Raw genomic sequence first — 25,400 nt, 5'->3', positions numbered from 1 at the left:
AAGATAACAGTGAGGTTACGGGGGCTTGCCCACCGTAGCCTTGGCGAAGGTGGGCAGGGGGTAGGCCATGGCAGGACAGGAATTCAGGCTCGAACAGGTGCTCAAGTTCCGCAAGGAAGTGGAGAAGATGCACCAGCTGGAACTCGCGGCGGCCAAGCAGCAGCACGAGAGCGCCAGGGAGCGGCTGAAGAACGAGAAGGCCATGATGGAGCAGTTGGAGCAGGAATGCGCCCAGCGGCAGATGAGCGGAATCGAAGCCAAGGACCTGCAGCTCTACGGAGACTTCTCGCGCCGCAAGGCCCAGGAAATCCACCAGTTGCGGGAGAGCCTGGTGCTTTTGGAGAAGGCGGTACAGGAAAAGCGCGAGGCGCTTTTGGCAGCCGCCAAGGAGAAGAAGGCCCTGGAGGTCTTCAAGGAGAAGAAGATGCGCGACCTGCGCATGGAGCAGTTGAACCGGGAACGTGCTTTCCTGGACGAGATAGCCGTCCAGGGGAGGGGGCATAAGTGAAAAAGTTGATAGGCGCGCTGGTGCTTATTCTCATTGCCCTGCCGCTGTTATGGAACGAACGCGACATCTTCCAGGCCCAGGCGGCCGAGGTGAAGAACCCGCCCCGCTCGCTCACCAGCGAAAGCGCGGCCCTCGAGGCCAAGCGGCAGCAGTTGGCGCAGAAGGAGGCGGCGCTCGCCGCCAAGGAAGCGGCCCTGAACCAGCTCTCCGCCAAGCTGGACGCCCGGGTGGCGGAGCTGAACGCGGCCAAGAAGGGGATCGAGGAGTCTCTCACCGCCAAGAAGAAGCAGGACGACGACCGCTACAAGAAGATGATCAAGATCTACAAGGGGCTGAAGCCTGAGGAGGCGGGGACGCTGCTCAACAAGCTGGACGAGAAGATGGTGATCCAGATGTTGAACCAGATGGACCAGAAGACCGCCGTCAAGTTGATCCCTTTCATCAACCAGCCCAGGGTCCTCGAGTGGACCAGGCTGAACCTCGCCGGGCAGTGACCGGCTGACCTCTGTGCGAACCGCCGCTTGCCGCGGCGGATTTCGGCCCGGCTGTGTATCGGCGCAGCCGTATTTCAGGAAAAGGAGGTGACACACACATGATGGTTCAAAACGCAGCATTCATTCCAGACGCCATCCCGGCCCCAGCGGCGCAAAGCGGGATGGCAAACGCAACGGCAGCCCCCGGTGCGGGGGTGTTCCAGCAACTGCTGCAGGGGAGACAGACCCCGGAGCAACCCGCGATGCCGGCACGCCCGACGTCGGAGCATGCTCCTAAGTCCTCTGCCCGCGCCCACAAGGCCGACGACAAGACACGCCCGGCACAGGCGCGGGAGGCCGACTCGTCACGCACCGACAAACCGGCTCATGCAGACCATGCCCCGGCGGCTGACAAGACGGCGCTTCACCGCAAGCATCACGTTGCCAAGGACGATGCGGACCAGGACGCGGCCCAGCCGGCGCAGGAAACGGCAAAAGGCGCTGCCGGGGACGCGGAGGTGGAGCAGGCGGCAACACCGGAAACGGTTGCTGACGCTCAGGCCGCACAAGCGGCAACCGGGATGGTCCCGGAAGCAAAGCCGGACCCGAACCCGGGACTGGTCGTGGCCATGGCCGCGGTCGAGTCCAACGTGGCGGCACGGAGCGAGGAGGCCAACTCGGCAGCAGGCACCACCGCGCTCGAAAAGCTCGCCGCCCTGCAGCAGCGCATGCAGCCGCAATCGGCAGCAGGCGAGGTACAACCGGAGCTGCCGCAGCAGGCAGCGCAACAGCAGCAACAGACCACCGCCGGCACGGCCGGCAGTCAGTTCGGCCAGAAGGCCGAGTCGGCACAGCTCTCCGCCGCACAGGGGAAAGCACAGGTGGTCTCTTCGACGGGCGCGACAGAAGGAGCGCAGGTTGACCAGCCCCAGGCGCAAGGTGCGCCCGCAGCGGGCGAGCGGCAGCAAGCTCCGGCATTGCCGGATGCCGCAAAAACCACCGTGACTGCCGATCAGACCGTGGCAGCCAGCCATCTGGCAGCCAAGGAAACCGGCGCCGGGCGCTTCGTGGCCATGCCGGTCAGGAAGCAGGCCGAGCCCGCGACGGTAACCGACCCGGGCGCAACAACGGCGGGGCAGGAGCAAGCGTCGGTGCAGCAGGACCAGACAGCAGCACAGGATGCAACACAAACGCAAGACGCGACCCCGCAGCTGCAGACCCCGGCACCTGAGACGGCCGCCATGGCGAACGCCAACGGCAAGGGCGCCACGGTCCGCGAGGCCAAGCCCGAGGCGACAGCGCCCCAGGTGAAGGTACAACCGGAACAAAAGGGTGACCCGGCAGCGGTATCCCAGGAGCAGGGGGGGCAAGCCGAGCAGGCGGCGCAGCCGCAGCCTAGGGACGCACACCACGCCGAAGCCGTCACCGGGAAGCAGGTACACGAAGCGGTGCAAGCCCAGCAGGTAAACGTTGGCAAAGCTTCGGGGGATGACGTTTCCGGCACCAAGAGTGCAACGACGGCAACAGCCAACTCTGTCTCCGGACTGGAGGCGGGGCGGGATACGTCGGGCGCCCAGGGCGAGCAGGGACAGTCGCACCAGAAAGGGCAGGAGAACCAGAACAGCCAGATGCTGGGCGTGGGACTGACGGCGCAGGGGAACCCGGCCGAAGCGGTGCAGGGGGAAGCGAAGCTCTCCGGGGCCAAAAGTCAGCTGCACGAAAGCATCCTTTCCCAGGTACGGGAAGGGGTGGTGACCCACGACGGCAAAGGGAACGGCCAGATGAGCATCAGGCTGAACCCGGGCGAACTGGGAGAGCTGAAGATCCAGCTCCGCATGGACAACAACCGTCTCAACGTGGAGGTCCAGGCGGACAACCGCATGGTCAAAGATCTCCTGATGAGCAACCTCGACTCGCTGCGCGAGGCCCTCTCCGGGAAGAATCTCACCATGGAAGGGTTCAACGTCTCTACCGGCGGTGGCGGGTTCAACGGCCCCCTCAACGAGGATAGGGGCAATCAGCAGCGGCAACAGCCCCAACGGTTCGCCAGGGGGGCAGGGTACGACGGACAGGATGCACCCCGGGTCAATTATCTGACAGCCGAGGTCAACAGCCTGCTCGACGTACGATTCTAGCAAGGAGGTAAGGATGATAACCGACGCAACATCCGCAGCAACCACGGCCTCGGCCGCGGCCGCGATGAAGCAGGCGACGGGCATGAACAAGGACGATTTCCTGAAACTGTTCGTGACCCAGCTGCAGAACCAGGACCCTCTGAATCCTCAGGACGGCACCCAGTTCATCTCGCAGCTCGCCCAGCTCACCCAGGTCGAGCAGGCCTACAACACCAACACCAACCTGCAGAACATGCTGAACCAGGGGAGCAACGCCGGTACCATGGCGGCGGTCTCGCTGATCGGCAAGCAGGTGGAGGCCACCGGTTCCCAGGTGGAACTTGCCTCCGGGAGCAGCAGCGCCATCAACTACAACCTGGGCAAGAGCGCACAGACGGTGACCGTTTCCGTGCTCGATGCCAACGGCAAGGTGGTCAAGACCATCAACGCCGGCGCCCAGAACTCGGGCAGCAACACCCTGGCCTGGGATGGAACTGACAACTCCGGGGCGCAGCTCACCCCCGGCGCCTACAGCTTCAGCGTCTCCGCCAAGGACGCCGCCGGCACTGCCGTCACCGCCACGGGTATCGTGCGGGGCAAGGTGAACGGTGTCGACATGTCCGGCAGCACCCCGGTGCTTTCGGTGGGCGGGCTGAAGATCAACCTGACCGACGTTACCTCCGTGAGCGAGGCAGCCTAAGGGAGCCTAAGATGATCGACAACAGCATCTTGTTCCCCCAACCGATCCAGGCGCCGGTCAAGCCGAACCAGAATGGCGCCAAGCCGGCAGCCAAAAACACCGGCAGCGGCACCCCGTTCGCCCAGGTCCTGGACCAGAAACTGCCGGGGCAGCCGGTCAGGCTCTCCCAGCACGCCCAGGAACGGCTCAAGTCCCGCGGTATCACCCTCTCCGATGCCGACATGAAGCAGCTGGAAGGGGCGGTGGACAGCGTGGCGCAAAAGGGTGGCAAGGAATCGCTGATCCTGATGGGCGACGCGGCCCTGGTGGTGAGCGTCAAAAACCGGACAGTGGTGACCGCCATGGATCGTCAAGGGATGAAAGGGAACGTTTTCACCAACATCGACTCGGCAGTATTTTTCTAACAGCAAACGACAATTGAAACGGGCTGGCCCTCCAGAAGGAAAGCCCGCGGGACACCGACCGACTGAGGTGTCCCACAAAAAGCCTAAGGAGGCAAAAAAATGAGTGTTACTTCCGCATTGTTTACTGGCGTTTCCGGTCTGATCCAAAACGGCGAAGCGATGAACGTCATCGGCAACAACATCTCCAACGTCAACACCATCGGTTTCAAAGGGGCGCGGACCCTCTTTTCCGACATGCTGTCCCAGAATATCGGCAACGGTTCCCAGATCGGTAAGGGCGTGCAGATGCAGGCGGTGCAGAACGTGTTCAGCCAGGGTTCGACCCAGAGCTCGGAGAACGTGACCGACCTCGCCATCCAGGGGACCAGCTTCTTCGCCCTCAAGCCGCCGACCGCAACCTCCCCGGTGGCGACCCAGAACGCCGCCTACCTCTCCCGCGCCGGCGCGTTCCAGGTGGACAACAACCTGACCCTGGTGAACCCGGACGGCTACCAGGTGCTGGACACCTCTGGTAACCCGATCAAGTTCCTGAACACCGGCACCGCGCCTACCACCGACTTCGGCAAGATCATCAGCATGGACAATTCCGGCCTGATCACCTATCTCGCCACCGACGGCATCACCCAGAACTACTACAACACCTCCGGCGCCGTCGGCGTCGCCGCCACCCCTGCCAACGCGGCCACCGTGCAGCGGCTGGCCGTGGTCACCGCATCCAACCCGACCGCACTGACCAAGCAGGGGGGGGCGCTGTACCAGGCCACCGCCGGGGCCGGCGTCTCCGGGGCTGCCTTCTCCCTGGCCGCCAACACGCCCAACGGCGTCAGCGAAAAGATCCTCTCCAACACCCTCGAGCAGAGTAACGTCGACATGGCGAGCGAATTCGTGAAGATGATCGTCACCCAGCGCGCCTACTCCGCCAACTCCAAGACCATCACCACCACGGACCAGATGACGCAGGAAGTCCTGCAGCTGATCCGCTAACAGGAACAGGGGGCGCGGCACACGCCGCGCCCCCTCATCCCTGCCGTGTCAAAGGCGCCCCCGGCGTCGGAGGTCTGACACCGGGCCTGTCGGCCGGAACTCTGACGCGCCCCGGCAAAAGCAGGCTGGTTCCGGGTGCCAGGGCAGCGGTGCGTCCTGTTCCCCCCTTTTTTGCCATCCCGAAGGCCCCCGTGCGCCGTCTGCCCGGGCCCGGCCGGCATTTACGGGTCCACGGCGCGCGGTCAAAAAGTTGACCCACCCCTTTTCCCGCCCCTCCCCCCCCATGGTGGGCAATATATTCGCTCTGCCCGCAACATTCCGTAACATAACGTTTTCCCCGCTCCTTTTCTTTCCCCGGTGACAGTTCCTGAAGGCTTATCTGGCGCGGTGCTACCGATCTGGCATTTCGGTTGCAAGGTGTTCAAATCGAATACACCAGCTTGAGCTGTTTCAAAAAGGAGAACCCAGCATGGCCGAACCGGCGAAGCCGCAAGAGACCCCGGAAAAGAACAACAAGAAGCTCTTCATCATCATCGGCGCCGTGGTAGCGGTCCTTGCCATCGGAGGGGCGGCAGCCTTCTTCATGGGGGGAAGCAAGAAAGAAAAGGCGCCTGAAGGCGCCAAGGTCGAAGCCAAGGCGGAAGGAGGGGGCGGCGAGCATGGCGCGCCTGCCAAGGGAGGTGAGGGGGCAGCTGCCGGCGGCGGCACCATCTATCCCCTGGAGCCTTTCATCGTCAACATCTACGACGGCCAGGAGCTTCGTTACCTGAAGATCAAGGTCGAATTCGAGATGGCCAACCCGCAGGCGAAGTCCGAGCTCGACGCGAAGCTCGCCCCGCTGCGCGACGCCATCCTGATCCTCTTGACCACCAAGACCATGCAGGAGATCCAGGACCTGCAGGGGAAAAACCAGCTGCGCGAGCAGATTCTGGCCGCGGTATCCAAGGTGGTCCCGCCCAGCAAGGTAACCAAGGTTTATTTCACTGACTTCGTGGTGCAGTAAAAGGTGCCATCGATGGAAAAGCTCCTAACCAAGGAAGAGATCGACGCCCTCGTGGCGGCCGTTTTCGACGGGTCCCTAGTCCCCGATAACGAACTGGCCAAGGGCGGGCCTCAGGCGCAGCAGTTCGACCTGCTCGACATCGAGGCCCACCGCGCCATCCCGAACCTGGACATCGTCTACGACGGGTTCATCCGCTACAACCGGGTCACCATGTCGAACCGGCTGGGGCGCATGGTGGACATCAAGAAGGAGGAGGCGGTTCCCTACAAGTTCGGGGACTTCCTGAGCGTGCTCCCGACGCCGGTCTGCATGGCCATCTACAAGATGGACCCCTTGAAGGGGGCGGCGCTGATCGCCTTCGACAGCACCCTGGTGTTCACCATCGTGGACAGCATCCTGGGTGGATCGGGGGTGCCGTCGGGGCAGGGGATGAACCGGCTCTTCACCTCCATCGAGCTGCGTTTGGTGGAGAAGATCGTCAAGGACGCGCTGGCCGACCTGGAGCGCGCCTGGGCGCCGCTCTGCCCGGCCAGCATGAACCTTTTGCGCCTGGAGATGAACCCGCGCTTGGTCAACATCGTCCCCCCCGAGTACCAGGTGGTCACCATGAGCATGAAGATCCAGATCGAGGAGACCGTGGGCAACATGATCCTCGCCATCCCATTTTTGACCATCGAGCCGATCCGCGACAAACTCAAGCGCGGTGTGCAGATGGACATGATGGTGATGGACCCGCTCTGGTCCTACCGCCTTTCCGAGGAGCTCATGGGTGCGCCCATGGATATGTCGGTGGAAATGGGGGGCGCGACCATATCGCTGGCGGACCTGATGGGACTCACCCCCGGCGACACGATCATGCTCGATTCCAGCGGCAAGGATGAACTGGTGGTCAAGGTGGGGGGCACTAAGAAGTTTATGGGTATTGCCGGGGTAAGCGGCGGCAACAAGGCGGTACAGATCACGCGCACCCTGACAGGAGGTGAAGATTGAGCGAAAAACTCGCTTTAGACGAACAGAAGGACGTTCCGCAGCCGAAGAACCTGGACTTCATCATGGACATCCCGCTGCAGCTCACCGTAGAGCTGGGGCGGACCAAGCTCTTGGTGCGGGACGTCTTGCAACTGAACCAGGGCTCGGTGGTGGAGCTGACCAAGCTCGCGGGCGAGCCGCTGGATGTCTTCGTGAACTCCAAGCTGGTGGCGCGTGGCGAGGCGGTGGTAGTGAACGACAAGTTCGGCATCCGGCTCCTGGACATCGTGAGCCCCAACGAGAGGGTGGACAAGGTACTATGAGAAAGCTCGCGGTGGTGACAACGGCGACGTTGCTCCTCCCGGCGGCGGCGCATGCCGACAGCGGCGGCCCCGACCTGTTGGGGAGCCTGGCCCAGATGGTGGGATCGCTGATCCTGGTGATCGGCATCATCCTGGTGCTGTACTACCTGGCCGGCAAGCTGATGAAGATGCCGCAGGGGAAATCGGCGGGGTACATCCGCGTGGTGGAGACCAGGCACCTGGCCCCCAAGAAGTCGCTGATGCTGGTCGAGGTGGGGGGCGAGTACCTGCTTTTGTCCAACAGCGGCGAAGGGGTGAGCCTGATCAAGCAGGTAGAGATGCTGGAAGAGATCGAGGTGGTCGAGGAGAAAAGCGCCGCCGCGGCGCTGATCCCGGGCCAGCTCAGGAAAAAGCTGGATGCCCTGGTCGGCGGACTCCCCCGTAAGGGCGCGCCGCTTGGGCATCTCGGCAAAAGCGGTGGGTTTGCGTGAAACATAAAACGATACTGGGGGCGCTGCTCCTGGTGGCTCTATCCCTGATACTGGCGGCGACCGCGGGCGCGGAACCGCTTTCCCTCCCCACGGTGAGTGTCGGGGTCGGCAAGGTGAGCAAGCCGGCCGACGTCTCCGTGGTGCTGCAGATCTTCTTCGTGATGACCATCATCTCGCTGGCGCCGAGCCTCCTGATGATGACCACCTCCTTCACCCGGATCGTCGTAGTGCTCTCCTTCCTCCGGTCGGCGCTGGGAACCCAGCAGGCCCCCTCGAACCAGATCGTGGTGGGGCTGTCGCTGTTTCTCACCTTCTTCATCATGGCGCCGGTCTGGCAGCAGGTGAACACCCAGGCGCTGCAGCCGTACAAGGCGCAGACCATCACCCAGGAGGAGGCGCTCAAGCGCGGCGTGGCCCCCTTGAGAAAGTTCATGCTCTCGCAGGTGCGCGAGAAGGACCTGGCCCTCTTCATCAACCTCTCCAAGCTCCCCAGGCCGCGCAACGCCGATGACATCCCGACCATGACGCTGATCCCGGCCTACATGATCAGCGAGCTGAAGACCGCGTTCCAGATCGGCTTTTTGATCTTCATCCCGTTCCTGGTGCTGGACATGGTGGTCGCCTCGGTGCTCATGTCGATGGGTATGATGATGCTGCCACCGGTCATGATATCGCTCCCCTTCAAGATCCTGTTGTTCGTGCTGGTGGACGGGTGGGGACTGGTGATCGGGTCGCTGGTGAAGAGCTTCGGGTAAGGATAAGGAGTTAGTATGACCCCGGAAATGGTAGTCCAGCTGGGCAGGAGAAGCTTCGAGGCGGTGATCCTCCTCTCGGCGCCGCTGCTCATCACCGCCCTGGTGGTGGGCCTCCTCATCAGCATCTTCCAGGCGGTGACCTCGATCAACGAGGCAACGCTCGCCTTCGCTCCCAAGATCATCGCGGTCATGGTGGCCATGGTAATCTTCTTCCCTTGGATGATGATGTACATGAGCGACTTCACTCACGAGATCTACGGCATGATCGCCAATATGAGGCACTAGGTGCTCGACGCCCTCCCGCTCAAGGCCCTGGCCGACCTGATCCCCTTCGCCCTGGTCCTGGCCCGGGTCGCGGCACTGTTCATGGCCATCCCGATGTTCGGGGCACGGCTGGTACCCACCCGCATCAAGGTCCCGCTCATTTTCGCCATGGCCCTGGTCATCTTCCCCATCATTCGACTGAAGGCCGTCCCCGTCGAGACCGACTCCCTCTCCCTCATGATACTGGTGATGCGCGAAACGCTGGTCGGCCTGACGCTGGGCGCGATTTCCCAGTTCGTCTTTGCGGCGGTCGAGTTCAGCGGTCAGCTGGTGGGGACCCAGATGGGAATCTCCATCGCGGCCCAGTTCGACCCGACCACGCAGAACAACGTCCCTACCATGGCCATCTTCGAGGGGGTGCTGGCCACCCTGATCTTCCTCGCGCTTGACGTGCACCACTTCTTCATCAAGGGAATCGTGGAGAGCTACCAGCTCATTCCGCTGGGGGCATGGCACGTGAGCGGCGGCCTGCTGAAGTTCCTGGTCCAGACCAGCACCGGCATCTTCGTCATAGCGCTGAAACTGGCGGCGCCTGTCTCGGTGGCGCTTCTGGCCACCACCGTGGCGCTCGGCATCGTGGCGCGCAGCTTCCCGGCCATGAACGTCTTCATGGTCAGCATGCCACTCAACATCGGCATCGGCTTCCTGATCCTCGGCATCACGCTGCCGGTATTCCTGCGCGTCCTCAACGGGAGTTTCGGCTCTTTCGTGCAGCAGATGCACGCCCTGTTCAGGCTGCTCGCCTAGGCCTCGCCATGTCCGACGACAAACACTCAAAAACAGAGAAACCTACCAGTAAAAAGATCTCCGATGCCAAGAGCAAGGGGAACGTAGCGCGCAGCCGCGAGATGACCTCGGCGGTCACCCTGATCGCGGCCATGGTGGCGCTCTACGCCAGTTCCGGCATCATGCTGAAGACCCTGCAGGGGACCATGAGGGATATCTTCGGCGGACTGGCCACCATGGAGATCACCCCGGCCGGCGTGCACCACCTGATGATCAAGGAATTCGCCAACCTGGGCATCATGCTGACGCCGTTCATGCTGGTCTGCCTGGTCGCGGGCCTGGGCGTGGAGATCAGCCAGGGGGGGGTCAACCTCAGTTCCGAAAAGCTCAAGTTCGACCTGGGGCGCCTGAACCCGGTGCAGGGGGTAGGAAGGCTCTTCAACAAGGACTCGCTGTTCGAGGTGGCCAAGTCCTTCATCAAGATGGCGATCGTGGGGTACATGGCCTACAAGATCCTCGCCGAGGAGATGGAAGGGATCATCTTCCTGGTGGACCAGGACCTGCAGGGGATCCTGCAGTTCATCGGCCACATCGCCTTCAAGATCGTGCTGCACACATGCGGGGTGCTGATCATCCTGGCCGTGCTCGACCTCGCCTTCGTCAAGTGGCGCTTCATAGACAACCTGAAGATGACCAAGCAGGAGGTGAAGGACGAGCACAAGAACACCGAGGGCGACCCGGCCATCAAGGGGAAGCAGCGCCAGAAGGCCTTCCAGATGGCGCGCCGGCGCATGCGCCAGATTATTCCGACCGCCGATGTCGTGGTCACCAACCCGACCCACTACGCGGTGGCGCTCAAGTACGACCGCTTCAAGATGTCCGCTCCGGTGGTGCTCTTCAAGGGGATAGACCAGATGGCGCTGCAGATGAAGATCGTGGCACGGGAAAACAACGTGACCCTGGTAGAGAATCGCTTCCTGGCCCGCGAACTCTACGCCCAGGTGGAGGAGGGGTACGAGATCCCGGAGGGGCTCTTCGCCGCCGTCGCCGAGATCCTCGCCTACGTGTACAGCCTGAAAAAGAGGTGAGGCTCTCGCCTCACCTCCCTTGAACAATCAACCTACCCAAATAATCCCTGCGGGCCCATCCCTGCCGACGTCACCCCCACAGGATCAGGCCCGGGTCGTACACCGTGCCCAGCTCAGGGTGCCGCGGCATGACCCGCAACAGGAACCCGTGCCGTCCGCAGAAGCGGCATTCGAGTTCGCCGCCGAAGTGCCCCACCTTCTCCGGGTCCGGGGCGGGGTCGAGCGGCACCACCTCTCCACCCATGATGGCGCCGCGCGAATCCAGCACCCCGAAGTAGACCTCGACCGCAATCTCGGACAGCGGCACCTCGCCCGGCATGATCTGAACCGAGATGGGAACCTTCTGCCCAACGGTCACCTCCCGCTCGCACTGGGCCTGGACCGCAACGATGGCCAGCCCCCCCCATACGCCGTGCAGCCTCTCCTTCCAGCGCGCCAGTTCCACCGCGAGCCTCAGGTCGTCCCGGTTCAGCCGCTCCCAGTTCTCGAACGCGGGGAGGTAGCAGCGCCGGGCGTACTCCTGCACCATGCGGTCGGTGGAAAAGACCGGGCAGAGTGTCTGCATCGATGCTTTCATGAACGCGGTCCACCCGCGCGGCACACCGTCGCTGCCGCGGTTGTAGAACAGGGGCACGATCTCCTTCTCCAGGAGGTCGTAGATGGCCCGGCTCTCCACCTCGTTCTGGTAGGCGAGGTCGTCGTACACCTCGCCCCTGCCGATGGCCCAGCCGTTGTTGCCGCGGTACCCCTCGCACCACCAGCCGTCCAGGATGCTCATGTTCAGCCCGCCGTTGAAGGCAACCTTCATGCCGCTGGTGCCGCTGGCCTCCTGGGGTCTGAGCGGGGTGTTGAGCCAGATGTCCACCCCCTGCACCAGGCGGCGCGCCACTGAGATGTCGTAGTCCTCCAGGAACACGATGCGGCGCCGGAACTTCTCCTGCTGCGCGAGCTGCACGATCTGCCGGATCAGCTCCTTGCCTTGGTGGTCGGCGGGGTGGGCCTTGCCGGCGAAGACGATCTGCACCGGGCGCTCCGGGTTATTGAGGATCCGCTCCAGACGCTCCTTGTCGTGCAACAGGAGCGTGCCGCGCTTGTAAGTGGCGAAGCGGCGCGCGAAGCCGATGGTGAGGATCTCCGGGTCGAGTATGTTGCCGGCACGGTCGAGCTCCTTGGGCCCAGCGTCCAGCTTTTGCAGCTGCGCCTTGAGGCTTGCGCGGGCGTAGTCCACCAGGCGCTCGGTGCCGCGGCGGTGCGTGCGCCACAGCTCCGCATCGGGGATCCGGGACACCTTGCGCCAGAGCGCGTCGTCGCTCTGCTCCAGCCAGCGCGTGCCCAGGTAGCGGATCAAGAGGCCGCTCATCTCCTCAGAGAGCCAGCTCTTCTGGTGCACCCCGTTGGTGACGTAGGTGAGGGGGAGTTGTTCTTCGGGGAGATCGGGCCAGACGTCGGCCCACATGCGGCGCGACACCATGCCGTGCAGTTCGCTGACACCGTTGGAGTGCAGCGAGAGTTTCATGGCCAGGACGGCCATGCAGAAATTCTCGTTGCTGCGGCCGTGGTTCTGCATCCCCAGGGAGAGGAACTGCTCGCGGGAGAGCCCCAGATGGCGGAAGTAGTACCCCAGGTAGCGCTCCATGAGCTCGCCGGGGAAGTGGTCGATGCCTGCTTCGACCGGGGTGTGGGTGGTGAAGACGTTGCCGCCGCGGACCGCCTCGGTGGCCTCGCAGAAGCTGAGAGAGCGCTCCTCCATGAGGACGCGGATCCGTTCCAGGGCCAGAAAGGCGGCATGCCCTTCGTTCATGTGGCAGACGTTGGGCTCGATCCCCAGAAGGCGCAGGGCGCGGATGCCACCGATTCCCAGCAGGATCTCCTGCCTGATGCGCATCTCCTGGTCGCCGCCGTAGAGCCTCGTGGTGATCTCGCGGTCGGCCGGGGTGTTCTCCTCCAGATTGCTGTCCAAGAGGTAAAGCCGCACTCGCCCCACCTGGACCCGCCAGATCTGTACCCGCACGTTGCGCCCCGGGTACTCCATCTCCAGGGTGAGCGGCGTTCCGGAGGCATCCCGTTCCAGGTGCAGGGGGAGGTTGTAGAAGTCGTTCTCGGGGTAGATCTCCTGCTGCCACCCCTCTAAGTTCAGGTGCTGGCGGAAGTACCCCTGGCGGTACAGGAGCCCCACCCCGACCAGCGGCAGCCCGAGGTCGCTGGCCGACTTCAGGTGGTCACCAGCCAGGATGCCGAGGCCCCCGGAGTAGATGGGGAGCGACTCGTGCAGGCCAAACTCCATCGAGAAGTAGGCGATGCGTGCCCGCGGGTTGCCGTGCCGCTCGTACCAGGTGCGCGAGGCGAGGTACTCGTCGAGTCTCTCCTCCACCTGGGCCAGGTGCGACATGAACCCCTCGTCCAGCATCAGGCTGTCGTAGGTGGCTTGCTGCAGGCACCCCAGCATTTCCAAGGGGTTGTGGCGCGTCGCCCGCCAAAGTTCCGGGTCGAGGCGTTTGAAAAGTCCGATGGCCTCCGGTTCCCAAGTCCACCAGAGGTTGTATGCGATCCGTTGCAGCCCGGCGAGTTCCTTGGGGAGCGAGGGGACAACGGTGAAGCGGTGCAGCGTCGAGAAGAGGTTCATACCGCCTCCTCGCTACTTACTCCGGCCTCCCTATACCGAACTTCTCCAGCCGGTATTGTAGCGTTTTGTAACTCATACCGAGAAGTGGTGCTGCTTTGGCGATGACCCAGTCAGCCCGTTGCATGGCCTTCATGATCAAGTCGCGTTCCAGGTTGTCGATGGAAATCCCTTCGGCGGGGAAGTCGAAGGGGAGGGACCCGGCCAGGGAGGCGTCGTGGTGCACCTCTGCGGGCAGGTCCTCGGGTTGAATGTAGTCGCTTTCCGCCATCAGCACGCCGCGCTCGATCACGCTTTCGAGCTGGCGCACGTTGCCGGGCCAGTTGTAGTCTAGCAGGATCTTGAGCGCCGGCTTGCCAATTCCCTTCACCGAGATGCCGGAGGCCTTGCTGTACTTCTTCAGGAAGAAGTTGGCCAGGGTGACGATGTCGTTGCCCCGCTCCCGCAAGGGGGGCAGGGTGATACGGATCACGTTCAAGCGGTAGAAGAGGTCTTCCCGGAAGTGGCCGCGCTTGGTTTCCTGCTCCAGGTCCTTGTTGGTCGCGGAGATGATCCTCACGTCGACCGGGATGTTCACCTTGCCGCCGACCCGGCGGATCTCCTTCTCCTGGATGGCCCGCAACAGCTTCGCCTGCATGGAGACGTTCATCTCGCCGATCTCGTCCAGGAAGACCGTTCCCCCCTCGGCCGCCTCGAAGATGCCGATTTCACGAGTTCCCGCGCCGGTGAAGGACCCCTTCTCGTGGCCGAAGAGCTCGCTCTCGATGAGGGCATCGGGGATGGCGGCGCAGTTGATGGCGAAGAAGGCCTTGTCCTTGCGCGGGCTGCCGTCGTGGATGGCGCGGGCCACCAGCTCCTTGCCGGTTCCCGATTCCCCGTAGATGAGCACCGTGGTGGACGTGGGGGCGATCTTGTGGATGATGCGCGCCACCTCCATCATCTTCGGGTGTTCCCCGATCATGTTGGGGAGCGTCCTGGTCTCCGCCAGCTTCTTGTGCAGGACCTGGTTTTCCTTCAGCAGCATGATGCGCTCGAAGGCGCGCTGCACGGTGAGGATCAGGTCCTCGCGCTCCAGCGGCTTTTCCAGGTAGTCGAAGGCCCCCTTCTTCATGGCCTCGACCGCGGAGTCGATGGTGCCGTGGGCAGTCATCATGACCACGCACTGGGACGGGTTGTCGGAGAGCACACGCTCCATCAGCTCCATTCCGGAGATGCCCTGCATCTTTAAGTCAGTGAGCAAAAGGTCGTATTCGGCCTGCTCCAGCTCCTGCAGCGCCTCTTCTCCGCTGGGGACCGAGGTGATCCGGTACCCCTTCTTGGACAGGATTGCGCCCAGGATGTCGCGCTGCCCTTTCTCGTCGTCTACTATCAGGATGCTGCCGCTCATCGCCACTCCAGGTTTGTCTTAGTGTCCCGCTCTTTCGTTGCTTGCCGTGTTCGTCAGCGCCACCTGCCGCCCGTCGTCGGCGCAAGGCGCCGCCGAGCCTGCGATCGCGCTCGCGGGGAGGATCACCGTGAAGGTGGTCCCTTCCCCTTTGCGACTTGCCACGCTGATGCGCCCGCCGTGCTCCTTGACGATGCGCTCGGTGATGGCAAGTCCCAGGCCGATCCCAGCCTCGCGGGTGGTGAAGTAGGGCTGGAACACCTTCTCCAGGTCCTGCTCGTCGATCCCCACGCCGCCATCGCTGAAGCTCAGCCGGCACTCCCCGCTCTCCGGGTCGACCTGCGCGCCCATGGTGATGGTGCCGCCGTCGGTCATGGCCTGCATGCTGTTGCTGATGAAGTTGCACAGGCAGTTGCGCATCAGCTCCGGGTCGATGTGCATGGCCGGCAGGTCCGTGGGGATCTCGCGTACCACCTGCATGTTCCTTTCGGTGAGCCGGTCCTGCATGATGTGGATCGCCTTGTCGACCAGGTCGGCGTAGCACACCCGCTGCAGTTTGAGCTTGAGGGGCCGGCCGTAGTTCATGAAGTTGAGCACCATGTAGTTGGCCTTGCGCACCTCTTCCTTGATGTTGTCCGCGATGGACTCGAGCTCGCCCCCCTTTCCAGGGCAGGCAGGGAGCAGCTCGCTTTTCAGGTGGTCGATGGCGAGGCTTATGTAGTTTAACGGGTTCCTGATCTCGTGGGCGATGCCGGCGGCCAGCTGTCCCACCTTGGAGAGATGTTCCGCCTCGTAGAGCCGCTTCTCCAGCTGCTCCTTTTCCTTGAGCTTCTTCACCATCTCGTTCAGGTTCTCGGCCAGTTCGCCGATCTCGTCGCCGCTTTCCGCATCGAAGGTGACGCTCAAATCGCCTGCGGAGACGTTGTTGACCCCGGTGGCCAGGCGGTGGATCGGGCTCGTGTAGCGCCGCGCCAGGAAGATGATCAGTATCATGCCTCCCATGAACACCAGGACCGTGGCGGAGAGGCGACGGACGAAGTTCGCGTGCTGGATGTCGCGGATATTGTCCAGGAGGAGGTTGATCTGCACGTAGCCCAACTGCTCGTCACCCACGATGACCGGGACCACCAGGTCGTACGGCTTTAGTGAATTCACCCCGCCGGAGCCGCGGCGCTTGAGCCCCTTCTCCAGCTTCTTGATCTCGCGCTTCTTGCCGACCTGCGCCGGGTCCGAGGAGTTGATGATCTCCCCCTCGTTGTTGATGATGTTGATCTCGTTGACGCCCTTGTTCTTGGCGTGGCTGAGGTACTCCGAGAGGCGGGTGGATTCCTCTTCCGAGGTCAGGTCCTCGACGCTGAGCTGAATGGCCTTGGAAACCACGGTGGAACTCTCCTGGATTTCCTGCACCAGGTCGTTCTGGCTGAACTGGTTCAGGACGAAGAGGATCAACGTGGCGACTACCAGCATGGTGAGCATGATCATCACCAGCTTCGTGTTCAGTTTCATGACGTTGTTTCCAATATATGAGTTTTCACTAAGGCCGCAAGTATACAGTACCCCCCTTGGCTAGACAAGGGCGATATGCGGGGTGTGGGTGGTGCCGATTAATTGTCTTCCATTAGCTTGGGCTTGCTGATAAGATGCCGGGCGTTGTTATGCGCCAAGACTAGGAGCGATGGGAGGAGGCATGAGCTACAGCGTCGACAGGATTTCGGGTGGGCTCAGGATCGACCCCGATGCCGGGGGGCAGGAGCAGCAGCGCAGGCGCGGCAGGTCGACCCAGAAGTCGGAGCCGACCGACAGCGTCAGCATCTCCGAAGAGGCGAAGAAACTGCTGGAAAAAGCAGAAACCGAGGACGCCTCCGAATAGCCCCTAGCTGGCGAACAGGGCCTTGTCTTCGGCGAAGGCCTTGTCGAAAACCTCCAGCATCTCGTCCGCGTTCTCTTCCGTGATCTTCAATAACTGGCCTGCCTTGGAAGCGGCGATATCTATCTCTTCCTGGGGTTCCCTGATTCCGATGCCGAGCTTGAGGCAGAACTGGTCCGCCAGCGAGGTCACCGCAGTCAGGTTGATCAGTGCCGGGTCGTCCAGTTCGCTAAAGTCCAGTTGGTGGTGCTGGAGGATCGCCGTGGTCAGGATCTCCGGGAAGTTCCACTTCTTGATCACGTACGCTCCCACCTCGTCGTGGGTGAAGGGATACACCCCTTTCTCCGCCTGCCCGAAGGAAATCCCCTCGTTATAACAGTGCTGCATCACCTCCTGGAACTTGTCGTGGTCCAGGGTGTTCATGATGATTTTGCCGATGTCGTGGAACAGCCCGGCCAGGAAGGCCTCCTCTTCGTTGGCGGCGCGGGTGCGGCGAGCGATGATCCGGGCCGCGAGCCCGGCGGCGAAGGAGTGCTCCCAGAGCATTTTCTCGGTCAGACCGTAGGGCTTGTAGACCTGCTTCACCGATGCGGCCACCACGAGGCTTCTCAGGGTGCTGAAACCGAGGATGACGATGGCGCTGGAGAGAGTCTGGATCTGCCGGCGGCAGCCGTAAAAGGAGGAGTTGGATATCTTGAGGACACGCGCCGCGACGGCGGGGTCGGACGATACGATCTTGGCAAGTTCTTCGGCGGTGGCGCTGTCACTTTCGATAAGCTCCATCACCTTGATGGCAACGATGGGAATAGTGGGCAGGTCCGCTGCGGTCATGATCGCAGTTTCGAGTTCTTTATTCATGCCTTGAAATCCTTCCGTTGGCTGGGGCCGGTTCTGGTCAGGTTCAAAAATATACCAAAACGTTAGCTTTAAGCAAGCTCGGATTTAATGATTGAAAGGGGGCGCGTCGGGGTCTATACTGCCCTGAAAAAACAGGAATAAGGTTTCACATTGATTGTAAAAAATACTGAATTCATTAAAAGTGCCACCCGCCCCGCCCATTACCCAGAGGGGAACCTACCCGAGATAGCCTTCGCTGGGCGCTCCAACGTCGGTAAATCCTCGCTAGTGAACGTGCTGGTGAACCGGAAGAACCTGGTGCGCACAAGTTCCACCCCCGGCCGTACCCAGCTGATCAACTTCTTCCAGGTCAACGACGACTTCATGCTGGTCGACCTCCCCGGCTATGGCTACGCCAAGGTGCCGCTGGCGGTCAAGAAGGACTGGCGCCCCATGATGGAGACCTACCTCGCCAAACGAAAGAACCTGCGCGGGGTGGTGCTGATCCTGGACATCCGCCGGGTCCCCAATGAGGACGACCTGCAGATGCTCGCCTGGCTGCGCGCTTACTCCATCGCCCCCATCATCGTGGTCACCAAGTGCGACAAGCTCTCCAAGAACGAGCGGGCCCGCCAGACCGCAGTGATCTGCGCCAGCCTCGGAGTGAACAAGCAGGAGCTCACCTTTTTCTCCGCTTTGAATAAAGAAGGCAAGGACGCCGTCTGGGCCCGCATCGACGCGGCCCTCGCCCCCGGAGAGGGCGAACCCGGTGAATTTGCAGAGGAAGCAGTGCCGGTTAGTGATTGACTTTACCGGTGGCGTCTGTTACTAAACACCTCGCTGTAAAAAATACATAAACATTCGTCTTGGTGCCCCGAGAGGGGTTAAAAGGGAAGAGGGTGTGAATCCCTCGCTGTCCCGCAACTGTGAACGGAGATGAAAGCCGCAACAACGCCACTGATCGCATCGGGAAGGCGCGGCGAGTAAGACGACCCGTGAGTCAGGAAACCTGCCAGGATGAGAAGCTTGTTGAACCTCCGTGGCAGAGGGGCTAAAGCCGGAATCGCACCTGTAGTGCGTTTTTGACCCGCCTTCCGTCATGGGAAGGAGGGTTTTTTTATGTCCAAAGTGGTCCTGGTCACCGGCGGTGCCCGCAGCGGCAAGAGCCGCTGCGCCGAAGGGCTGGCCGACACGTACGCGCCGCTGCGGGGCTACCTCGCCACCGGCGAGCCGGGCGACGCCGAGATGGCCGACCGTATCACGCGGCACCAGGGGCGACGCGGCTCGGAATGGCAGACCGTGGAGGAGCCGCTTGACGTGGCGGAGGCGATCCGGACCCACGAGGGGCGCTTCAACGTGATGCTCTTGGATTGCGTCACCCTCTGGATCTCCAACCTCATGTTCCGCCGCCCCGGTGGAGCCGCCGAGGCCCTGGCCGAAGTGAAGGGCTTCGCCGGGAGCTTCGCCTCACTCAATACGCCGCTCATCATCGTCACCAACGAGGTGGGGATGGGGATCGTCCCCGAACACGCGCTCTCCCGCGCGTTTAGGGACCTGGCCGGCGAGGCCAACGAGTTGATCGCCGCCGCGGCCGACGAGGTCTACGTCACCATCTCGGGACTGCCGCTCAGGCTGAAGTGATACTGCCATGACATGTGAAATGCCATGAAATCCAAGGAGGAACCGATGCAACTGCTCGAAACAACTCTCGCCAAGATCCAGCCCGTGGACGAGGCGCTGCTCGCCAAGGCCCAGGCCAAGCTCGATAACAAGACCAAGCCGCTCGGCTCACTTGGGCGCCTGGAGGAGGTCGGTCGCCGCTTCGCCGCCATCACCGGCGACTTCGCACCCGACACGGCCAAGAAGGTCATCTTCACCTTCGCCGGCGACCACGGCATCGTGGAGGAGGGGGTTTCCCTGTTCCCGAAAGAGGTCACCCCGCAGATGGTGCTCAACTTCCTGCGCGGCGGCGCCGGGGTCAACGTGCTTGCTCGCCACAGCGGCGCCGAGGTCCGCGTGGTCGACATCGGTGTCGACTACGACTTCGAGCCCGCGCCGGGCCTCATTATCCGCAAGATCGCCAAGGGGACCCGCAACTTCGCCAAGGGGAGCGCCATGACCCGCGACGAGGCGGTCGCCGCCATCGAGGTCGGCATCGCTCTCGCTGACGAGGCCAAGAAGGAAGGGGTCGCCATGGTAGGTACCGGCGAGATGGGGATCGGTAACACCAGCCCCTCCTCCGCCATCATCGCGGCCATCGCCGGTTGCACCGTCCGCGAGGTAACCCACCGCGGCACCGGCATCGGCGATGCAGCTTTAGAGAATAAGATCAAGGTGATCCAGGCCGGTCTCGACCTGAACCGCCCCGAGCCGCAGGACCCGCTGGATGTCCTCACCAAGGTCGGCGGTCTAGAAATCGCGGGGATCGCGGGCCTCGTGCTTGGTGCCGCCGCCAACCGGATGCCGGTGGTGGTCGACGGTTTCATCTCTACAGCAGGCGCGCTGATTGCTTCCGAGATGCACCCGGCCGTGCGCGACTACATCTTTACCGCCCACACCTCGGTCGAGATCGGCCACCAGATGATGCTGGAGCGCATCGGCGTCAAGCCGCTGCTCGACCTGCAGCTGCGCCTGGGTGAGGGGACCGGCGCCGCGCTGGCCATGGGGCTGATCGAGGCCGGCGTCAAGATCCTGAAAGAGATGGCTACGTTCGAAGAGGCCGGGGTGGCCTCCTCCTAGCCGGTACCGAGGTGACTGCATGAGGTTATTCATCATCGCCTTCCAGTTCCTGACCATCGTGCCACTGCCGGTTTCGGTGCGCTGCGAGGAAAAGGACCTGGGCCGCTCCATGGCGCTGTTCCCGCTGGTGGGGCTCGCCCTAGGCGCGCTGCTGGCCGGCGTGGACTTCCTGCTGACGCCGCTTTTGCCCCGCTCCGTGGCCGACCTGCTGTTGGTCGCTATCCTGAGCGTGGTCACCGGCGCTTTGCACCTGGACGGCCTGTCCGACGTCTGCGACGGTCTGGCCGCGCGCGGTTCGCGCGAGCGCTTCCTGGAGATCATGAAAGACTCCCGGGTCGGCGCGGTGGGGGCGGTCGGGCTGGTGCTGGGTCTCATGCTCAAATACCAGGCGCTGCTGGCCCTCCCTGTCGAGTACAAGCGGGAAGCGCTGCTGTTCTTCCCGATGGCTGCTCGTTTCGCCCAGGTGCAGATGACGGTCGGCTCGCAGCGGGCCCGCAAGGACGGCCTGGGCCATGCCTTCGTCGGTGGGGCCGGAACGCTGCAACTGGTGCTGGCCGGCGTCTGCACGGTCGCAGTCGCGGGGGGGCTGCTCCACTTGTCCGGCCTCATCACCCTGCTGTTCCTGTTCCTGCTGACCTGGGGCGTCAAGGGGTGGGCGCACCGGAAACTCGGTGGTGTCACCGGCGACGTGATCGGCTGCGCCAGCGAATTGAATGAGATCTTCTGTCTCATCTTCCTGCTGGCGCTGTTAGGCAAGCTCGGGTAGTTGGAGGGGGACTGGGAAAGGGGACTGGCTCCGCCAGGTGCCTGTCCCCGGCCTTTCGGGGTTCCCGCCAGCATCTAGGAGAACGCATGATCGAGAGAACCAGGATACACCTGATCCGCCACGGCGAGGTGGAAAGGGCCTACTGCTACAACGGCCACTTTGACGTTCGCCTCACCCCGCGCGGCGAGGAGATGTACCACCAGCTGAAACCGCGCCTCGACCCGGACCGGATCAGCGCCCTCTACACCAGCGATCTGCAGCGCACCGTGCGCGGCGGCGAGATCCTGGGCCCCTACCTTGGGGTTGAACCGGTCACGGTGCCCGCCCTGCGCGAGCTGAACTGCGGCGTATGGGAAGGGCTCTCCGTGGCGCAGATCCAGGAGCAGCGCCCCGACGAATGGGCGGCGCGCCTGGCTGACCTGGAAAATTTCTGCGCGCCCGGCGGAGAAAGCCTCGGCGAACTGGCGGGGCGCGTGCTCCCCGCCCTCAAAGAGATCGTGGAACGGCACCGGGGGGAGGAGGTTCTGGTGGTGGCGCATGGCGGGGTGAACCGCATCGTCCTGCTGGACGCGGTCAAGGCGCCGCTGGGTTCCTTCTTCAGCATCGACCAGCAGTACTGCGCCGTGAACATCATCGACTACTGGGCCGATGGCAACACCGTGGTCCAACTGGTCAACGGCTGACGGAGAGTTGATGAAACGCATCGTCATCGCAGCGCCGCACAGCGGCTCCGGGAAAACCACTGTGACCCTCGGCATCATGGCCGCGCTCAAGCGTCGCGGGCTCAAGGTGGCGCCGTTCAAGGTCGGGCCGGACTTCATCGATCCCGGCTACCACGCCCTGGTTACCGGTGCCCCGTCCATCAACCTGGATGGCTGGATGTGCCCCCTCGATTTCGTCAGGGACACTTTTGCCCTGCACGCGGCAGCCGCCGACATCGCGGTTGTCGAAGGGGTGATGGGGCTCTTCGACGGTATTGACGGCAGCTCCGAAGCAGGGAGCACGGCGCAGATTGCCAAGGAATTGGCGGCGCCGGTCGTTCTGGTGGTAGATGCCCGTAGTCAGGCTCGCAGCGCCGCTGCCTTGGTGAGCGGCTTCACTGGTTTCGATCCCGGGGTGAAGGTCGCGGCGGTCGTCTTCAACAATGTGGCGAGCGCCAACCATGAGAGGATACTGCGCGAGGCGATGGCGACGCATCTCCCTGAGGTCAGGGTGCTGGGGTGCATGCCGAGGGACCCGGGGCTTGCCATCCCGTCGCGCCACCTGGGACTGACCACGGCCGAGGACAACCCGCTCTCCACCGAGTTTCTGGACCACTTGGTCGAGGTCGTCGAGCGGCATCTCGACTTGGGCGCGCTCCTCGAAGTGGAACAGTGGGAACTTCCGTCCTTGGCGCAGTCGGCAGTTTTTGGAGCTGAGGTGGGCGGTGCTCACGGGCCCGTGCGTATCGCCGTGGCACGCGATGCCGCGTTTTGCTTCGCCTACCCGGACAACCTGCGGCTCCTTACCGAAGCGGGCGCCGACATCTGCTGCTTCTCCCCCTTGGAGGACGCAGCCTTACCGGATGGCATCGGTGGCATCTACCTCCCCGGTGGCTATCCGGAACTCTTCGCCGAAAAGCTCGCTACCAACGAGCCGATGCGGCGGGTGATCCGCCAAGCGGTCGAGGCGGGTGTGCCGGTCTACGCCGAGTGTGGCGGCTTCATCTACCTGACCGAAGGGGTGGCGGGAGACGCGGGAACGGCCCCATTTGTCGGTGTCTTCCCCGTGCGAACCCGGATGCTGCCGCGCCGCAAGGCGCTCGGGTACCGGGAGATCGAACTCGAGGCCGACGCTGTCATCGGCACCAAGGGCACCAAAGCACGGGGACACGAATTTCATTATTCAGAGATGGAGGAGATGCCGGAGAATTTCGAGCGGCTCTACCGGGTCAGCAGGAAGGGTGCCGACCTCGGGCTGGAAGGTTTCCGCTACCGGAACTGCCTGGCCTCCTACATCCACTTACACTTCGGCAGCTCGCCGGGTATCGCACGGGACTTCGTGAGGCACTGCAGGGCATACCGGACCAGGAGTCTCACATGAAAACACAGATCGAATCGGCACGCGCCGGGATCATCACCCCGCAGATGGCACAGGTGGCCTTTGATGAGGCACTAACACCGGAGTACGTCCGGGACAAGGTAGCAGCGGGGCAGATAGTTATCCCGTGGAACCACGTCAGGAAGCCCAGGGTGGCCGGCATCGGCACCGGGCTGCGCACCAAGGTCAACGCCTCCATCGGCACCTCGTCGGACATCATCGACTACGAGGCGGAGGTGCGCAAGGCGCAGGTAGCCCAAGAGGCAGGGGCGGATACTCTCATGGAGCTTTCCGTCGGCGGCGACCTGGATCGGGTGCGGCGCGAGGTGATCGCGGCGGTCGACCTGCCGGTTGGCAACGTGCCGCTCTACCAGGCCTTTTGCGAGGCCGCGCGCAAGTACGGCGATCCCAACAAGCTTGACGAAGAGATGCTCTTCGACATCATCGAGCGCCAGTGCGCCGACGGCATGGCCTTCATGGCGGTCCACTGCGGCATCAACCTCTACACCCTCGAGCGCCTGCGGAAGCAGGGGTATCGCTATGGCGGTCTCGTTTCCAAGGGTGGCGTGAGCATGGCGGCGTGGATGATCGCCAACAACCGCGAGAACCCGCTCTACGAGAAGTTCGACCACGTGGTGGAGATCCTGAAACGCTACGACACCGTGCTCTCGCTCGGCAACGGCCTCAGGGCCGGAGCCATCCACGACTCCAGCGACCGGGCCCAGATACAGGAACTGCTGATCAACTGCGAGTTGGCCGAGATCGGCCGCGACATGGGTTGCCAGATGCTGGTTGAAGGACCGGGCCACGTGCCGCTGGACGAGGTCGAGGGGAACATTAAGCTGCAAAAGAGGATGAGCGGCGGCGCCCCTTATTATATGCTGGGCCCCATCTCCACCGACGTCGCCCCTGGCTTCGACCATATCACCGCTGCCATCGGCGCCGCCCAGTCCTCGCGCTACGGCGCCGACCTGATCTGCTACATCACCCCCGCAGAGCACTTGGCGCTTCCCAACGAGGAGGACGTCAAGATGGGGGTGAAGGCGGCCAAAATCGCGGCCTACATCGGCGACATGAACAAGTACCCCGAGCGGGGCAGGGAGCGCGACAAGGAGATGAGCAAGGCACGCCGGGACCTGGACTGGCAGCGCCAGTTCGAGCTGGCACTGTTCCCCGAGGATGCCGCCGCCATCAGGAAGAGCCGTGTGCCGGAAGACGAGCAGACCTGCACCATGTGCGGCGACTTCTGCGCCTCCCGCGGCGCTGGCAAAATCTTCGCCGCAGACCTGCGTGGGGACAAGATTTGATGCTGCGTAAGTTTCTGAATAACCCTCTCCCCCTGGGGGAGGGTGGCCGAAGGCCGGGTGAGGGGGGTGCCATGGGGGAAGATGGTGCTTGCCGCGAGGCCCTCACCCCGACCCTCTCCCGGAGGGAGAGGGAGGTAGGTGTGCCACTGGCGCGGGGCGTTGCACTGCTGACAGGTGGAGTGATCTCATCACTGCTCGTCCCGGCCCCCGCCCACGCCATGCACATCTCCGAGGGGATCCTTCCCTTTTCGTGGGCTGTCTCGTGGTTCCTGGTGTTGGTACCGTTTCTGGCCCTGGGCATCAGGCAGTTGAACATCCTGGCGCGGGAGGACCTTTCCATGAAGCCGCTGGTCGGGTTGCTCACAGCCGTCGTCTTCATCATCTCCTGCATGCCGATCCCGGTGCCGACCGCCGGGACCTGCTCGCATCCCTGCGGCACCGGGGTGTCGGCCATACTTGTGGGACCGCTGGTCAGCATCATCATCGCTGCCGTCTCGCTCCTGATCCAGGCGCTGTTCCTGGCCCACGGCGGCCTCTCGACACTGGGCGCCAATACCCTCGCCATGGGCGTGGTCGGCTCCTTCGCCGGCTGGTTTACTTTCCGGGCTCTGCGAAAAGTCGGTGGGAGTTTGGCTGTGGCTGGATTTATCGCCGGGCTTATGGCAGACTGGGCCACCTACGCCACGATCTCGCTGCTACTCGCTCTCGGAATCCGGGGGGAGTCGCCGCTGTGGCCCCTGTTCGCGAAAATCGTATTGGCGTTTCTCCCCACCCAGTTGCCGCTGGGTATCCTGGAAGGGTTCATCACCGCGGGCATGGTGACGCTTTTGTATCGTAAGCGCCCGGACCTGTTGGTGAAAATGCGTGTCATCACGGAAAAGGAGGTTGCCGGCAATGCCTGATAGAAAACGCAGGTGGAAAGTACTGCTGCTGCACACCGTGATGCTGCCGACGCTGTTG

The 25,400-nt window shown here is 63.1% G+C and carries 26 protein-coding genes, 1 pseudogene and 1 riboswitch; of the genes and pseudogenes, 23 read left to right on the top strand and 4 right to left on the bottom strand.

Translation table 11 applies throughout. The features are described 5' to 3' along the window. Nucleotides 1-67 precede the first annotated feature (67 nt). The 14 genes from fliJ (at nucleotide 68) to flhB (ending at nucleotide 10,841) form a co-directional block, all read left to right on the top strand. On the top strand, nucleotides 68-508 hold the full coding sequence (gene fliJ / locus K7R21_RS13195) for a flagellar export protein FliJ (RefSeq protein ID WP_224983769.1): 441 nt from the start codon (nucleotides 68-70) through the stop codon (nucleotides 506-508). Further along, nucleotides 505-1,002: a MotE family protein gene (locus tag K7R21_RS13190; protein ID WP_224983768.1), complete on the top strand. Its 498-nt coding sequence runs from the start codon at nucleotides 505-507 to the stop codon at nucleotides 1,000-1,002. The genes fliJ and K7R21_RS13190 overlap by 4 nt, the downstream gene beginning before the upstream one ends. A gap of 98 nt (nucleotides 1,003-1,100) precedes the next feature. After that, nucleotides 1,101-3,116, top strand: coding sequence for a flagellar hook-length control protein FliK (locus tag K7R21_RS13185; protein ID WP_224983767.1), 2,016 nt, complete (start codon nucleotides 1,101-1,103; stop codon nucleotides 3,114-3,116). A 13-nt stretch (nucleotides 3,117-3,129) separates the two neighbouring features. Continuing rightward, the gene (locus tag K7R21_RS13180; protein WP_224983766.1) at nucleotides 3,130-3,795 is read left to right on the top strand and encodes a flagellar hook assembly protein FlgD; all 666 of its coding nucleotides are present in this window, start codon (nucleotides 3,130-3,132) and stop codon (nucleotides 3,793-3,795) included. 11 nt (nucleotides 3,796-3,806) lie between these two features. Beyond that, a complete protein-coding gene (locus K7R21_RS13175) occupies nucleotides 3,807-4,199 on the top strand; it encodes a TIGR02530 family flagellar biosynthesis protein (protein ID WP_224983765.1) in 393 nt (130 codons plus the stop codon). 99 nt (nucleotides 4,200-4,298) lie between these two features. Further along, a complete protein-coding gene (locus K7R21_RS13170) occupies nucleotides 4,299-5,183 on the top strand; it encodes a flagellar hook-basal body protein (RefSeq protein ID WP_224983764.1) in 885 nt (294 codons plus the stop codon). Between the two features lie 469 nt (nucleotides 5,184-5,652). Beyond that, complete coding sequence (locus K7R21_RS13165) at nucleotides 5,653-6,186, top strand: flagellar basal body-associated FliL family protein (protein ID WP_224983763.1); 534 nt, start codon at nucleotides 5,653-5,655, stop codon at nucleotides 6,184-6,186. Between the two features lie 12 nt (nucleotides 6,187-6,198). Continuing rightward, a complete protein-coding gene (fliM, locus tag K7R21_RS13160) occupies nucleotides 6,199-7,176 on the top strand; it encodes a flagellar motor switch protein FliM (RefSeq protein ID WP_224983762.1) in 978 nt (325 codons plus the stop codon). Next, entirely contained in the window at nucleotides 7,173-7,478 is a 306-nt protein-coding gene (gene fliN, locus K7R21_RS13155) for a flagellar motor switch protein FliN (protein WP_199395764.1), read from the top strand. Before fliM ends, fliN begins: the two co-directional genes overlap by 4 nt. Then, nucleotides 7,475-7,948 carry a flagellar biosynthetic protein FliO gene (gene fliO / locus K7R21_RS13150; RefSeq protein WP_224983761.1) on the top strand — a complete coding sequence of 158 codons (474 nt, stop codon included), beginning with the start codon at nucleotides 7,475-7,477 and terminating at the stop codon, nucleotides 7,946-7,948. Before fliN ends, fliO begins: the two co-directional genes overlap by 4 nt. Continuing rightward, complete coding sequence (gene fliP, locus K7R21_RS13145) at nucleotides 7,945-8,703, top strand: flagellar type III secretion system pore protein FliP (protein ID WP_224983760.1); 759 nt, start codon at nucleotides 7,945-7,947, stop codon at nucleotides 8,701-8,703. The genes fliO and fliP overlap by 4 nt, the downstream gene beginning before the upstream one ends. Before the next feature lie 15 nt (nucleotides 8,704-8,718). Further along, nucleotides 8,719-8,988 (top strand): flagellar biosynthesis protein FliQ, encoded by a 270-nt coding sequence (fliQ, locus tag K7R21_RS13140; protein WP_199390240.1) that lies wholly within the window; start codon nucleotides 8,719-8,721, stop codon nucleotides 8,986-8,988. Continuing rightward, on the top strand, nucleotides 8,989-9,774 hold the full coding sequence (fliR, locus tag K7R21_RS13135) for a flagellar biosynthetic protein FliR (protein WP_224983759.1): 786 nt from the start codon (nucleotides 8,989-8,991) through the stop codon (nucleotides 9,772-9,774). It abuts the gene before it with no gap. A gap of 8 nt (nucleotides 9,775-9,782) precedes the next feature. Then, nucleotides 9,783-10,841: a flagellar biosynthesis protein FlhB gene (flhB, locus tag K7R21_RS13130; RefSeq protein ID WP_224983758.1), complete on the top strand. Its 1,059-nt coding sequence runs from the start codon at nucleotides 9,783-9,785 to the stop codon at nucleotides 10,839-10,841. A 70-nt stretch (nucleotides 10,842-10,911) separates the two neighbouring features. Here flhB and glgP read toward each other — a convergent pair whose 3' ends face one another. Genes glgP through K7R21_RS13115 form a run of 3 tightly spaced genes read right to left on the bottom strand, consistent with a single transcriptional unit; the run spans nucleotide 10,912 to nucleotide 16,351 of the window. Continuing rightward, nucleotides 10,912-13,464, bottom strand: a complete 2,553-nt coding sequence (glgP, locus tag K7R21_RS13125; protein WP_224983757.1) for an alpha-glucan family phosphorylase — start codon at nucleotides 13,462-13,464, stop codon at nucleotides 10,912-10,914. 16 nt (nucleotides 13,465-13,480) lie between these two features. Next, complete coding sequence (locus tag K7R21_RS13120; protein WP_224983756.1) at nucleotides 13,481-14,848, bottom strand: sigma-54-dependent transcriptional regulator; 1,368 nt, start codon at nucleotides 14,846-14,848, stop codon at nucleotides 13,481-13,483. Nucleotides 14,849-14,866: 18 nt separating this feature from the next. Continuing rightward, a complete protein-coding gene (locus K7R21_RS13115; RefSeq protein WP_224983755.1) occupies nucleotides 14,867-16,351 on the bottom strand; it encodes a sensor histidine kinase in 1,485 nt (494 codons plus the stop codon). 181 nt (nucleotides 16,352-16,532) lie between these two features. Here K7R21_RS13115 and K7R21_RS13110 point away from each other — a divergent pair, with 181 nt between their 5' ends. Further along, nucleotides 16,533-16,715: a hypothetical protein gene (locus tag K7R21_RS13110; protein ID WP_224983754.1), complete on the top strand. Its 183-nt coding sequence runs from the start codon at nucleotides 16,533-16,535 to the stop codon at nucleotides 16,713-16,715. Between the two features lie 3 nt (nucleotides 16,716-16,718). Here the strand turns inward: K7R21_RS13110 and K7R21_RS13105 are convergent, their stop codons facing one another. Continuing rightward, on the bottom strand, nucleotides 16,719-17,570 hold the full coding sequence (locus tag K7R21_RS13105; protein WP_224983753.1) for an HDOD domain-containing protein: 852 nt from the start codon (nucleotides 17,568-17,570) through the stop codon (nucleotides 16,719-16,721). Nucleotides 17,571-17,720: 150 nt separating this feature from the next. On the opposite strand from K7R21_RS13105, the gene yihA reads away from it, so the two are divergent. From yihA to K7R21_RS13065, 8 genes and pseudogenes are all read left to right on the top strand, one after another. After that, nucleotides 17,721-18,356 (top strand): ribosome biogenesis GTP-binding protein YihA/YsxC, encoded by a 636-nt coding sequence (yihA, locus tag K7R21_RS13100; protein WP_224983752.1) that lies wholly within the window; start codon nucleotides 17,721-17,723, stop codon nucleotides 18,354-18,356. Between the two features lie 43 nt (nucleotides 18,357-18,399). Beyond that, nucleotides 18,400-18,580: riboswitch (cobalamin riboswitch) on the top strand. An 88-nt stretch (nucleotides 18,581-18,668) separates the two neighbouring features. After that, the gene (gene cobU, locus K7R21_RS13095) at nucleotides 18,669-19,190 is read left to right on the top strand and encodes a bifunctional adenosylcobinamide kinase/adenosylcobinamide-phosphate guanylyltransferase (protein WP_224983751.1); all 522 of its coding nucleotides are present in this window, start codon (nucleotides 18,669-18,671) and stop codon (nucleotides 19,188-19,190) included. Nucleotides 19,191-19,235: 45 nt separating this feature from the next. Beyond that, a complete protein-coding gene (gene cobT, locus K7R21_RS13090) occupies nucleotides 19,236-20,288 on the top strand; it encodes a nicotinate-nucleotide--dimethylbenzimidazole phosphoribosyltransferase (RefSeq protein ID WP_224983750.1) in 1,053 nt (350 codons plus the stop codon). Nucleotides 20,289-20,307: 19 nt separating this feature from the next. Further along, entirely contained in the window at nucleotides 20,308-21,054 is a 747-nt protein-coding gene (gene cobS / locus K7R21_RS13085; RefSeq protein ID WP_224983749.1) for an adenosylcobinamide-GDP ribazoletransferase, read from the top strand. Between the two features lie 86 nt (nucleotides 21,055-21,140). Beyond that, complete coding sequence (locus K7R21_RS13080) at nucleotides 21,141-21,737, top strand: histidine phosphatase family protein (protein ID WP_224983748.1); 597 nt, start codon at nucleotides 21,141-21,143, stop codon at nucleotides 21,735-21,737. Between the two features lie 10 nt (nucleotides 21,738-21,747). Continuing rightward, entirely contained in the window at nucleotides 21,748-23,136 is a 1,389-nt protein-coding gene (locus tag K7R21_RS13075) for a cobyrinate a,c-diamide synthase (protein ID WP_224983747.1), read from the top strand. Beyond that, nucleotides 23,133-24,440 carry a phosphomethylpyrimidine synthase ThiC gene (gene thiC / locus K7R21_RS13070; protein WP_224983746.1) on the top strand — a complete coding sequence of 436 codons (1,308 nt, stop codon included), beginning with the start codon at nucleotides 23,133-23,135 and terminating at the stop codon, nucleotides 24,438-24,440. The genes K7R21_RS13075 and thiC overlap by 4 nt, the downstream gene beginning before the upstream one ends. A gap of 146 nt (nucleotides 24,441-24,586) precedes the next feature. Then, a pseudogene (locus tag K7R21_RS13065) lies at nucleotides 24,587-25,310 on the top strand (energy-coupling factor ABC transporter permease); the annotation flags it as partial. Nucleotides 25,311-25,400 lie beyond the last annotated feature (90 nt).

Source organism: Geomonas agri (assembly GCF_020179605.1).
GTDB classification, from domain to species: Bacteria; Desulfobacterota; Desulfuromonadia; order Geobacterales; family Geobacteraceae; genus Geomonas; species Geomonas agri.
This window is presented reverse-complemented; position numbering and strand designations above follow the sequence as displayed.